Annotated in this window: 10 protein-coding genes; 9 read left to right on the top strand and 1 reads right to left on the bottom strand. The window is 60.2% G+C overall.

Annotation, left to right across the window (positions count from 1 at the left end; genetic code table 11):
• The first annotated feature begins 50 nt into the window (after positions 1-50).
• From AAFM29_RS06635 to AAFM29_RS06610, 6 genes are read left to right on the top strand one after another with little or no spacing between them, the layout of a single operon-like run.
• Complete coding sequence (locus AAFM29_RS06635) at positions 51-1,607, top strand: NADH-quinone oxidoreductase subunit M (RefSeq protein WP_341712019.1); 1,557 nt, start codon at positions 51-53, stop codon at positions 1,605-1,607.
• Positions 1,607-3,070 (top strand): NADH-quinone oxidoreductase subunit NuoN, encoded by a 1,464-nt coding sequence (gene nuoN / locus AAFM29_RS06630; RefSeq protein ID WP_341712018.1) that lies wholly within the window; start codon positions 1,607-1,609, stop codon positions 3,068-3,070. Before AAFM29_RS06635 ends, nuoN begins: the two co-directional genes overlap by 1 nt.
• On the top strand, positions 3,067-3,789 hold the full coding sequence (locus AAFM29_RS06625) for a biotin--[acetyl-CoA-carboxylase] ligase (protein WP_341712017.1): 723 nt from the start codon (positions 3,067-3,069) through the stop codon (positions 3,787-3,789). The genes nuoN and AAFM29_RS06625 overlap by 4 nt, the downstream gene beginning before the upstream one ends.
• A gap of 3 nt (positions 3,790-3,792) precedes the next feature.
• Positions 3,793-4,566 carry a type III pantothenate kinase gene (locus AAFM29_RS06620; protein ID WP_341712016.1) on the top strand — a complete coding sequence of 258 codons (774 nt, stop codon included), beginning with the start codon at positions 3,793-3,795 and terminating at the stop codon, positions 4,564-4,566.
• Positions 4,563-6,212, top strand: a complete 1,650-nt coding sequence (locus AAFM29_RS06615; protein WP_341712015.1) for a ribonuclease J — start codon at positions 4,563-4,565, stop codon at positions 6,210-6,212. Before AAFM29_RS06620 ends, AAFM29_RS06615 begins: the two co-directional genes overlap by 4 nt.
• Positions 6,213-6,223: 11 nt before the next feature.
• The gene (locus tag AAFM29_RS06610; protein ID WP_341712014.1) at positions 6,224-6,496 is read left to right on the top strand and encodes a DUF1467 family protein; all 273 of its coding nucleotides are present in this window, start codon (positions 6,224-6,226) and stop codon (positions 6,494-6,496) included.
• Position 6,497: 1 nt separating this feature from the next.
• Here AAFM29_RS06610 and AAFM29_RS06605 read toward each other — a convergent pair whose 3' ends face one another.
• Positions 6,498-9,116, bottom strand: a complete 2,619-nt coding sequence (locus tag AAFM29_RS06605; protein ID WP_341712013.1) for an ATPase — start codon at positions 9,114-9,116, stop codon at positions 6,498-6,500.
• 246 nt (positions 9,117-9,362) lie between these two features.
• On the opposite strand from AAFM29_RS06605, the gene AAFM29_RS06600 reads away from it, so the two are divergent.
• The 3 genes from AAFM29_RS06600 to AAFM29_RS06590 all read left to right on the top strand — a co-directional run bounded on the left by AAFM29_RS06600 (position 9,363) and on the right by AAFM29_RS06590 (position 11,527).
• Positions 9,363-10,526: a hypothetical protein gene (locus tag AAFM29_RS06600; RefSeq protein WP_341712012.1), complete on the top strand. Its 1,164-nt coding sequence runs from the start codon at positions 9,363-9,365 to the stop codon at positions 10,524-10,526.
• A 35-nt stretch (positions 10,527-10,561) separates the two neighbouring features.
• Positions 10,562-11,074 carry a hypothetical protein gene (locus AAFM29_RS06595; RefSeq protein WP_341712011.1) on the top strand — a complete coding sequence of 171 codons (513 nt, stop codon included), beginning with the start codon at positions 10,562-10,564 and terminating at the stop codon, positions 11,072-11,074.
• 72 nt (positions 11,075-11,146) lie between these two features.
• Positions 11,147-11,527, top strand: a complete 381-nt coding sequence (locus AAFM29_RS06590; RefSeq protein WP_341712010.1) for a hypothetical protein — start codon at positions 11,147-11,149, stop codon at positions 11,525-11,527.
• Position 11,528 lies beyond the last annotated feature (1 nt).

The raw sequence follows: 11,528 nt of genomic DNA, 5'->3' as shown, positions 1-11,528 counted from the left end.
CTGGTGATGCTCCTCGGGCTCGTCGCCGCGATCACCTGGGTGCTGTTCTGATGGAGTTCCCCATCCTTTCCCTGATGCTCGCCGTTCCGCTGGCCGGGGCGATCGCTTGCCTGTTCCTCAACGCGCCGACTGCGCGCATGGTTGCGCTGGGTGCCACCCTGTTCGACCTTGCGTTGGGTATCCTGCTGTGGATGAACTACGACATCGGCGGCGCGCAGTGGCAGTTCACCGAACGCGCCGAAGTTTTTGCCGGGTTTAGCTATGCCCTCGGTATCGACGGCATCGCGCTGATGCTGATCATGCTCAGCGTCTTCCTGATGCCGATCTGTATCCTTGCCAGCTGGGACAGCATCACCAAGCGCGTTGGCGAATACATGAGTGCCTTCCTGTTCATGGAAGTGCTGATGCTCGGTGTGTTCATGGCGCAGGACCTCTACCTGTTCTACATCTTCTTCGAGGCCGGCCTCATCCCGATGTACCTGATCATCGGCGTGTGGGGTGGTCAGGACCGTATTTACGCGAGTTACAAGTTCTTCCTCTACACCCTGCTCGGCTCAGTGCTGATGCTGATCGCGATGATGTGGATGGCGAACACCGCAGGTACCACCGACATCCCGACGCTGATGAATTATGACTTCAGCCCGGCAGCGCAGACGTGGCTGTGGTTGGCATTCTTCGCCAGCTTTGCGGTGAAGATGCCGATGTGGCCGGTGCACACCTGGTTGCCTGATGCGCACGTTCAGGCGCCTACCGCTGGCTCCGTCATCCTGGCCGGGGTGCTGTTGAAGCTTGCCGGTTACGGTTTCATCCGTTTCAGCTTGCCGATGTTTCCCGAAGCAAGCGCGCAGTTCGCATGGCTCATCTTCGTGCTGTCGATGATTGCAGTGGTCTACACCTCGCTGGTGGCGCTGGTGCAGGACGACATGAAGAAGCTGATCGCCTATTCGTCCGTCGCGCATATGGCGATCGTGACCGTCGGCCTCTTCGCATTCAACGTGCAGGGGATCGAGGGTGCGATGATGGTCATGCTCGGCCACGGCCTGGTTTCGGGCGCGTTGTTCCTCTGCGTCGGTGTGATCTACGACCGGCTGCACACGCGCGAAATTGCACGCTATGGCGGGCTCAGCATCAACATGCCTAAGTATGCGTTGTTCTTCCTGCTCTTCACAATGGCCTCGGTCGGGCTGCCGGGGACCAGCAACTTCGTTGGAGAGTTCCTGGCGCTTGCGGGCATCTACAAGGTTTCGACCCTGGTGACGCTGGTTTGCACCACGGGCATTATCCTTGGCGCGGCTTACATGCTCTACCTGTATCGCCGCGTAGCCTTCGGCGCGCAGGTCAATGAAGATGCCGCGCGCATGACCGATCTCAACGCCCGCGAATGGGCCATGCTCGCCCCGATTGCGGCTGCTGTGCTGTGGATGGGCGTCTATCCGGAGAGCTTCCTGGCACCCATGCGACAGGACATTGCCACGCTCGAGGCCCGCATCGCACGCGCTGCGCCCTCGTTCGATTCCGCCAACGAAGTGGGTGAACCACGCGAGCACAATGCGAATTATGTCGCCGCCGCGCATGGTGAAGAAGCATCCGAAGAGGGAGCGCACTGATGGCTTTGCTAAGCTCCCTGTATTTCACGGCAGTCGAGATTACGCTCTCGCTTACCGGGCTTGTCCTGCTGCTGGTCACCGCCTGGGGCGGGGCACGGGTGGTGCGTCCGGTCACAATAGTCGCTGTCGCAGCTCTATTCGCTGGTGTAATCTTTAGCGCCGACCTGCTGACCAACCCTTCGTTCGAACTGGGCGGAGACGCCTTCGGTGGGCTGTACCGCGTCGATGGCTTCGGCAGCTTTGCCAAGATTCTGATCTATCTGGCCTGCATTGCCTGCCTCATCGTATCGGGTTCCTATTTCAAGGAACGCGGGGCCTGGCGTGGGGAATACCCCGTCTTGATGCTGTTCAATGCCGTCGGCATGGGCATGATGGTCTCCGCGGCCGACCTGATGACTCTCTACATCGGGCTCGAGATGTCGAGCCTGTCGAGCTACGTGCTTGCCAGCTTCCTCAAGCAGGATTCCCGCTCAAGCGAAGCAGGCCTCAAATACTTCGTCCTGGGTGCACTGGCTTCGGGCATCATCCTGTACGGTATGAGCCTGGTCTACGGCTTCTCCGGCACGACGAACTACCTGGCGATCCGCGCTGCTTTCGATGGCGGGCTTTCGACCGGAGCACTGTTCGGGGTTGTCTTCGTCCTTGCCGGCTTGGCCTTCAAGATCGCGGCCGTGCCGTTCCATATGTGGACGCCTGATGTCTATGAGGGTGCACCGACCCCAGTGACCACATTCTTCGCCAGCGCGCCCAAGGTGGCCGCCGTGGCGATGTTGGTTCGCATGGCGATGGACCCCTTCGGCGGTCAGGTCGATAGTTGGCAGCAGATCGTGATCTTTGCCGCCCTTGCGTCCATCGTTGTGGGCGCGCTGGGTGCAATCGGCCAACAGAACCTCAAGCGCCTGCTTGCCTATTCCTCGATCAACAACGTCGGCTTCATCCTGATTGGTCTTGCTGCCGCGACCCCCGATGGGGTTGCGGGCGTGATGACCTATCTTGCGATCTATGTTGCCATGACGGTTGGTAGCTTCACTGCGCTGCTGATGCTCCGCGACCCACAGGGCAACCCGCTCGAAACCTTTGCCGATATCTCGGGCCTGTCGACCAAGAGGCCTGCCCTGGCCTGGTGCCTTCTGGCGCTGATGTTCAGCTTGGCGGGGATTCCGCCGCTGTTCGGCTTCTGGGGCAAGTTCGTGGTCTTCCAGGCGGCAGTTCGCGCCGATCTGATTGCGCTGGCCGCTATCGGTATTGCCGCCAGTGTGATCGGCGCGTTCTATTACCTCAAATTCATCAAGGTAATGTTCTTCGACGAGCCTACCCGCGAAGTCGAAGCCAAGAGCCCGCTGGGCCATTGGGTCGTGCTGGCCCTTTGCGCGGCGTTTATCTCACCGCTGGGGTATTTGCTCACGATCCCGCTGGGTGACTGGGCCGCGCGCGCCGCAGCGGCATTCGCTATCCTGGTGTGATCCGCACCGTCACAGAGACCGGTTCGACCAATACCGACCTCGCTGCCGCATTGCGTGCGGGCGAGGCATTGGCCGAGGGCTACTGGCTTGTTGCCGATCGTCAGGTTTCGGGGAGAGGGCGGCAGGGCCGCACATGGTTCGATGGGTCGGGCAACTTCATGGGCTCGACCTTGGTGCGGATTACGTCGCACGATCCCAACCCGGCTACACTGGCCCTCGTCGCAGGGCTGGCAGTCTATGAAGCGGTCGTTCCACTGCTTGCAGAACCTACGGCTTTGCAGCTCAAATGGCCGAACGATCTGATGCTGGGCGGCGCCAAGCTTGCGGGGATCCTGCTCGAGCGCGAAGGCGATGCGATTGTTGTCGGGATCGGCGTAAACCTTGCTCGCGCGCCCGATTTACCCGATCGGCGCACGGTCGCCTTGGCGAACTTGGGACCTGCTCCTGATCGCGACCTGTTCGCCGCGGGCCTCGCCGCAGCATTTGATCGTGAACTGGAACGCTGGCGGACTTACGGGCTCGGGCCTGTCGTGCGCAGATGGGAAAGCGTGGCGCACCCACAGGACACTCTACTAGAGGTGCATCCGCCGGGCGAGGGTATGATCAAGGGTGCTTTTGCCGGTCTTGCACCGGATGGTGCCCTGTTGCTGCGCTTGGCGGATGGCTCCAGTCGTGCCATCCACGCGGGCGACGTGATGCTTGCAATCGAGGAGAGGTGAGGGATGCTGCTCGCAGCCGATGTCGGCAACACCAACGTGGTCTTTGCGCTCTATGACGGGCGCGAGATCAAGGCCCGCTGGCGGATCGCTACCGATCCCCGGCGTACTGGCGATGAGTATGCCGTGTGGCTTCTCCAACTGCTCGAAATAGAAGGCTATTCGCGCGACGATGTGAAGCAGATCATCGTCGGTTCGGTTGTGCCCCGCGCGGTCCACAATCTGACGGTGCTCGCGGAGAAATACTTCGGCGTATCCCCGCTGATTGCAGGGCAGGGGCAAGCTCAATGGGGTATCAATATCGACGTCGATCTGCCCAGTTCGCTTGGTGCGGATCGGGCGCTCAATGCCATCGCCGCGCATGAGCGGTATGAAGGCGATCTGATCATCGTCGATTTCGGCACTGCCACAACTTTCGATGCGGTCGACTTCAATGGTGCCTACAAGGGCGGCATCATTGCTCCGGGTATAAACCTGTCGCTCGACGCCTTGGTTGGGAACACCGCCAAGCTCCCACGTATCGCGATCGAGAAGCCGCGGAGCAACAGCGTAATTGGCACCAATACCGAGGACCAGATGCTCATCGGTGTGTTCTGGGGCTATGTCGCGATGATGGAAGGATTGATTGCCCGGATGAAGGCCGAGATTGGGCGCCCCAGCAAGGTGGTGGCGACAGGCGGCCTGGCGATTCTGTTCGACCTGCACACTGATATCTTTGATGCGGTCGATAGCGACCTTACCCTCGATGGCCTCGCCATCCTGGCGGAGCGGTCTGCTTGAAGAAGGATTTCACGCCGGAAGACGAACTGCTGTTCCTGGCCCTTGGGGGTTCGGGAGAAATCGGCATGAACGTCAATCTGTATGGCTGTCAGGGGCGCTGGCTGATGGTCGATCTTGGCATGACCTTTTCCGGTGACCAGTATCCCGGGGTCGATCTGGTCTTTGCGGATCTTGAGTTCATCGAGGAGCGCGCCGGACAGCTGGAAGCGATCGTCCTCACCCATGCGCATGAGGATCATATCGGCGCGGTACCCTATTTTGCTGCGGATCTTGGTGTTCCCATCTACGCCACTCCGTTCACCGCCGATCTTGTCCTGCGAAAGCTGGAAGAGGCGGGCATCGCAAATGATATCGAGCTGATCGTGATCGACGACGACCACGGCAGCTTCGCAGTCGGTCCCTTCGAGATCACCTATATCCCGCTTGCCCACTCGATCGCCGAAGGCAATGCGCTGCTGATCGGCACTCCGCATGGCCGCATCTTTCATACAGGCGATTGGAAGCTCGACGAGGATCCGATCATCGGCGTGCCGACCACTGAGGAAGAACTGGCGGCGATCGGCGATGAAGGCGTCCTCGCGCTGGTGTGTGACAGCACCAACGTATTCAATCCCGTGGCTAGCGGTTCGGAAGGCGCAGTGCACAAGGGCCTTCTTGAAGAAGTGCAGAAGCACACAGGTAAGAGGGTGCTCGTTACAACCTTCGCCAGCAATGTTGCCCGATTGCAGACTCTGGGTGATGTTGCGCGTGAGACAGGTAGGCAGGTGTGCGTGGCCGGCCGCTCCCTTGATCGCATTATCGAAGTGGCCCAGGCGAACGGCTACCTTCAGGAATTCCCCGAACTCGTCGATTTCGATACGGCCATGGGCCTGCCTCGCGGGGAACTGTTGATACTGGCCACAGGTGGTCAGGGCGAACCCAGGGCCGCACTAGCCCGGATTGCCGAGGAAAACCACCCGCTTGAACTGTCGAGCGGGGACGTTGTGCTGTTCTCGAGCCGACAGATCCCGGGGAACGAAATATCGATTGGCGTGGTTCAGAATCGCCTGGCCGCGCGCGGGATCACGATGGTGACCGACCGGCAGAGCATGATCCATGTTTCTGGCCATCCGGGGCGGCCGGAGCTCGAAGCTCTTTACAGCTGGCTGAAGCCCGAGATCCTGGTACCGGTGCATGGCGAGATGCGCCATATGCAGGAACAGGGGCGCCTTGGATTGGCGAGCGGCATACCGGATCAGGTTGTGCAGCAGAACGGCGACATCGTGCGGTTGGCTCCTGGTGCCCCAGGCAAGATTGCCGAGGTGAGGGCGGGGCGTCTGGTCCTCGACGGCGACATCATCGTCCCCGCAGATGGAGATGCGATGACCATGCGTCGCCGCATCATGCGCGATGGCGTTGTCATCGTCGCGCTTGATGGTGACTTGAATCCAAAGATCGACAGCCTCGGACTGCCGCTTGATGAGGATTATCCCGACTTTGTGGCTGAAGCGCGAGCGGATGTGATAGAGGCGATCCGCAAGCTAAGAGGCCCAGCACGAAAAGACGAAGCTGCTATTCAGGAGGCGGCCCGGCTTGCCGCCCGTCGCGCGGCGCAGCGTTGGTGCGGCAAACGCCCCCAGGTGCGCGTCATAATGCCAAACTTGTGAGGTGAAGCACGATGCAATGGACCAGCGTTCTTGCGATCTACTTCCTGTTCCTGGTCTTCAGTGCTTTCGTCCTGCTGCCATTTGGCGTCCGGACCCATGACGAGGTTGGGGTCGAAAAGATTCCCGGTCAGGCTGACAGCGCACCGGTGAACTTTCGCCCCGGCCGCCTCATGCTTCGTGCCGTCGTGCTGGCTGCTGTTTTGACCGCAGCCTATGTCGCCAACTACCTCAACGGGTGGATCACCGCGCAGGACTTGATCTTCTGGGGGCCGACGGTCCGTTAGCCTATTGGCGCAGCCGCTCCAGTGCCTGTGCCAAGGCCACGTAGAGCTTGCCCATGTCACCTGACAGCAAGGTTACGCTAACCGCATGGCCATCGCGGGTGGATAGCATCGTGCGCAACATTGATTCAAAATCATGGATGTAGCGGCTGACATGTTCGCGGAAATCATGATCCGTGTCATAGAGTTCAGCGATCTCACGAGCCCTGGTGTTGTCGAGCAGCCTCACCGCGCGGCGGGTAAAGATCCCGCGATCGCCGCGCAGATAGCTTGCCCAGGCGGTATCGGTGACTTCGGTAGAAAGTGCCTTGGCAATATCGATCGCGTTCGAGTTTAGGCTCTCGGTGATGAGAGCGACGCGCCGCGAGAAATCATTGTCGACTTCCTGCATCGCCCGAGAGCGGGCATGTGCAATCCGGCTTTCCAGATTCCCCGTCAGTTCGTTCACCTTGGCAAGTTGATCACGCAGCTGCCGCGTTACTTCGCGCCCGGCTTCGCTCGATCGCGCGGTGGCGCTATCCAGCTTGGCCAGGGCTTGTTCGGTGTGCGCAGCAAGCGCGTGATCAATGGCTTGGGCACTCTGTTCACCGACCTTAGCAGCGATTCCGGCGATCCGTTCGGATTGTTCTGACTCGATTGCCGTGAGCGCTTCGCGAGCGCTGGTTTCCAGGGCTGTGATCGCCGTCTGCAATTCCTTTTGGGCGCGCGTGGCGACAACATCGTTTTCATAGCTTAGCGCTGCAACGCTGGCCCGCAGCCTTTCCATCGCTGCTACTTGCTCGGCTGCAGTTTCCCCGAAGCGCGCCTGGAAGCCGTCGACCTCTTCCATGACGGTCTTGGCGCGATCGTCCGCGCTTTCGATCGCCTTGGCAGCGCCTTCACCGGCGGAGCGGGCCTGATCGAGTAGGCTGTGAACCGCAGTTGCGCGTGCTTCGATCGCAGCCAGTCGGTTCTCACTCGCCTGCATCGCTTCGGGCAAGGTTTCGCGGCTCTGCTTGGCGCTCGCCTGGATCAGTTCAAGCAAGCGAACGCTGGCGTCGGTAAGAGCGGAAACCGCCGCGTCCGTGCCGTCGATTGTCTCACGCGTCTCACCCAGCTTGCCCGAAAGATCCTCGATTCCCTGTGCGATTGCGTGCGATGCATCGCGACCCTGTTCCTTTGCCTTGGCGAAGGTCTCGCCAAGTTGGGCAATCCGCTCGCCAAGCGCATCGCCTTCTCGGACCAAGGCTGCAGCACGGTCGAGGTGAGCTGCCCTGCGTTCGTCCAGGGCCTTATCCAGGGCCACCAGTCGATCGCGCATGAGCGAAAGGGCAGCCTGCTCGGCCGCGTCCAGATTGGCGCGCCGCTGGATCGCTTCTGCATCGAAGGTCCGATTGCGCTCAGCGATCCGTTCGTCGACCGCCTCGGCTTCTTCGAACAGCGCCTTCAGTTTTGCATTGGCGGCGGCCAATGCGGATTCGTCGATTTCCCGGATCTCCTCGATCGCTTCTTCGAGTCCTTTGCGCATAACTTCGATTTGGTTCGTCCACGCGGCGATGGCTGCACGTTCGCCGCCACGGACCGAGCTCGCAATGGAGGCCGCCTCGCTGCGAAGCGAGTCGAGCCTTTGCTGGAGCGCAGCGACTGCCGAGTCTTGCTCTGTCGCCGCGACGCGACTGGCTTCTTCCAGCTCTGCGCGAAGCGCATCGGCTCTGGTACGGATCGCAGCTAGGGCATCGACTTCACGGCCGTCCAATTCTGAACGGAAGCTCTCGCTGCTTTCGCGCAGGGCAGCGAAGCGCTGTTCTGCGACTGTTCCCAAATGATCTGCCTGCTCACCGAACGAAGTAAGGGCGTCATCAATTCTATCGCGCAGCGAAGCTACTTGCCGTTCGCTAGCGCCGCCGAAGTCGTTGAGGCGCTTGAAGCCAGCAATAAGCTCATCAAGCTGCGCCTTTGCCACGCGACCGGCCCCGCCGATCTGATTGGAGACGTCCTTTGCCGAGTTGGAAATGACGGGAAGATTGTCGCGCAGCCGATCCATATTCTCGAGCGCCGTACCGCTGACGCTTGCGATTGCGTCGATCTGGGACCCGTTGTCCTTAACCAGTTCTTGTAGGCGATCGGCATGTTGGGACAGCCTTTCAGTCGCCGAACGTCCCAGGAATTCGAGCTCGCGGGTTTGAGTCGTGAGAAACTCACGGGCGAGGCTCAATTCGCGATTGACCGTAACTAGCCGCGTTTCGAGACGTGCCGATTCCTCAGCAAGGCTGTGGGCAACCAGACCGAACCTCTTTGCTTCCCGACGCGAATTTCTTGTCGCGAGCATCCACAGCGAAACGATGAGGAGTACAGGCAGGGTCCAGGTTGTAATCCACCCGATCCACTGTTGCGGTGTTCCGCCAGAAAGCAGATCCTGCTGGTATGCCCATGCAAAGAAACCAGTCCACCCCGCGATGGCCAACTGGGCGAGGGCGGGAACAACCCAACCGAAGTTGCGCGGCTTGGGCTCTTCCCAGTATTCCTCTTCAACTGCTTCGAGTTCACCCGAGGTCTCGTCAGCAAGCATTTCAGAAGTTGTAACTTCGACTGCTTCCGTATCGGCTTCAGATTCGACTGCCTGGATCAGGGTGCGCTTTCTCATGCATGAAATCTATCACGATTCCTGACTCCTTACACCCACTTTAACCATAGTTATGCAGCGCAATGGTCGAGAACTGTACGGGTTGAGTGCCAGATGAACGGCGCGACTGGGTGTGGTGGTCCATCGGAGCGACAGTGGCCTGCGGGAAAGGGGGCCAATAGGGCTGGCAGATCAGTGTTCCGAACCGTAGGATTATGTTTCGTCCCCTGACGTCGATTTTCGGAGAGCGTTTTGCGCGTCGCCCTGTTGTCCACGCTTGATAGATTGACCGCACCGGGCCATCTGCGCGCGCCCTTTCGACAATTTGCGGGTTCGCGGATCGTTGAGCGGCAAATCGATCTTGCCTTGGCGGCCGGTTGCGAGACAATTGCTTGCCTGGTCGATGGTATTGGCAGGGAGGTGATCGAAGCCCAGCGTCGCGCCGAGCGCGGTGGGGCTCGCTTCGTTGCACTCCAGGACCCACGACCGCTATCCGGCCTGATTACGACCGCAGATGAACTCCTGGTTCTTTCGTCAGGTGTATTGCCGGACGAGGATGCGGTGTTGCGGCATGTTGCGCGACCGACGGTGCTCGTTTTTCCCGCGGAGATTGCGGTTTCGCGTGGATATGAGCGGATCGATGCAGAGTTCGCATGGTCTGGTGCAATGCTGATCCTGGGGGCAAATGTTGAGCGTCTTGCCGAACTGGCGCCCGATGCGGACATAATTTCGGCACTCTTGCGCATCGCGCTCCAATCAGGCGTTCGCATTCACCCCCTGGAGAAGAGGCTGATCGAAGAGGGGGCCTGGCATCTCTCCCCCAACGAGAACGAGCTTGCCGAGCGGGAAGCCCGGTGGATTGGTGCACATGCGACACCGGCCCCATTCACCGCACCGGGACTGGCAATTGCCGAGCGGATCGGAGTCCGGCTCGCGCGTGACATAATTGGTGGAAAGGGCGCGCGAATTCCGGCAATCGCGGCCGGGTTTTCGGGAATCTTGGCGCTGTCGTCCGGCATCCTTGGATATCCGTTGGCTTCGTTTGGATTCGGAGCCTTGATGGCCATGCTGGGAGTTGCAGGCGAGACAGTTGAACGAATTGCGCAGGCGGGGCAGATCGGTAGATCGCGTTCTGCGCTCACCAAGGCAATCGACTGGCTACTGGACCCGATCCTTGCCATCTTGATAGCCTTGGCATCACCCGAAGATACCGAATGGCTTCGTCTTTTCGTGCCGACGGTGCTGTTCGGCCTGTTGAGGCTGGCGCAGTTTCGCGGAAGCGGGAAATGGCGCGAGAGTTACCGCGACAGGGTCGCCCTTGCATTGCTAATGGTTCCCGCGGCTTTCCTGGGCATCGTTCAGCCCGTTGTCGCAGTTATGGTTCTGATTGTGCTTCTGTCGCTTTTTCGCCTGTCAGACCGTGCGGAATAACGACGAATTAACCATGTGGATGCTAATTCCCAGCCATGACTTTGTGGAACGCCGTGCCTGATACCGGGGACAAGGACCGAGTGGCTGCCCTGCGCGACGGGCTCGCGCGCGGGAACGCTATTCTGGCGCGTGTTGGACCGATCCTCACGCATTTGCTTGCAACCCCCGATACATCACTGTTTTCCGATGAGCTGGTCGCGCGGATCAGGGGCATGTGCCACGATCTTGCATGGCAAGTCCTGCGGGCTCAGGCGGAGGCGACGGGGGAGGCGGGGCGTGAGGCCTTTGCCGATCGCAATGGCGAGGCACTGGCCGAGCACTTCTTCAGCAGCCCCCTGATCCTCTCACATTGCCATGCTTTGGCTCTGGAATGGCAGCTGTCGGCACGCCTGGAGGCCCAGTATGGCCTGGATCCGGTGCTTTCACCCCTCTTGCAGCAGTTGATCGCGACGGCCGATACGAGCCAGTCGAGCGCCGCAATGGCAGCCTTGGCAGCACAGTCGCGCTTTGCAAAATCGCAACGGCGAATGGAATTGCCGCTCAGTTAACTGCCGGGCGACCTGTTTCACGAACTCTTGCTGGGCTGGAGGGCCTTCAACGGCCCACGCCGGTCGGATGCGATGATCCGGGCTGAAGCCAAGTTGCGCAACGGGTTTGATGAAAGTGCCGGCAGATTGGCGCTGCTTGCCCGTCTGGTAGCAGGCATGGGGGAGAGTGCTTCCGAAGCACTTGATCTCGAGCAGGCTGGCGTACCGTTGTTTTTGACAGCGCTAGCCGTTGGATCGCGGCAGTCGAGAGTTATGGCGGTCCTTTCGACCAATGAGAAACAGATCGTTCGTCTGGCGCTTGGCCTTCGTGCCGCAGGAATGGCCGGTGCAGCGATCGAAGCGCAAATATTGCGCCTTCATCGGTCGGCAGATCCAGTGCGTGCAGTAGACGCGCTCGATCAAGGTGATGCCCTGCAGATGATTGCCGAAGCCGGCACCTTGGGGATCGTCTGAT

Source organism: Erythrobacter sp., from assembly GCF_038133525.1.
In the GTDB taxonomy this organism is placed as follows: Bacteria; Pseudomonadota; Alphaproteobacteria; order Sphingomonadales; family Sphingomonadaceae; genus Qipengyuania.
Note: the sequence above shows the minus strand (reverse complement) of the source record. Positions and strands in the feature narration are given on the sequence as shown.

What these genes read in the sequence shown, in the direction of transcription:
- AAFM29_RS06635 (WP_341712019.1), top strand. Translation starts at nt 51, where the DNA reads ATGGAGTTCCCCATCCTTTCCCTGATGCTCGCCGTTCCGCTGGCCGGG.
- nuoN (WP_341712018.1), top strand. Translation starts at nt 1,607, where the DNA reads ATGGCTTTGCTAAGCTCCCTGTATTTCACGGCAGTCGAGATTACGCTC.
- AAFM29_RS06620 (WP_341712016.1), top strand. Translation starts at nt 3,793, where the DNA reads ATGCTGCTCGCAGCCGATGTCGGCAACACCAACGTGGTCTTTGCGCTC.
- AAFM29_RS06610 (WP_341712014.1), top strand. Translation starts at nt 6,224, where the DNA reads ATGCAATGGACCAGCGTTCTTGCGATCTACTTCCTGTTCCTGGTCTTC.
- AAFM29_RS06605 (WP_341712013.1), bottom strand. Translation starts at nt 9,116, where the DNA reads ATGAGAAAGCGCACCCTGATCCAGGCAGTCGAATCTGAAGCCGATACG.
- AAFM29_RS06595 (WP_341712011.1), top strand. Translation starts at nt 10,562, where the DNA reads ATGACTTTGTGGAACGCCGTGCCTGATACCGGGGACAAGGACCGAGTG.
- AAFM29_RS06590 (WP_341712010.1), top strand. Translation starts at nt 11,147, where the DNA reads ATGATCCGGGCTGAAGCCAAGTTGCGCAACGGGTTTGATGAAAGTGCC.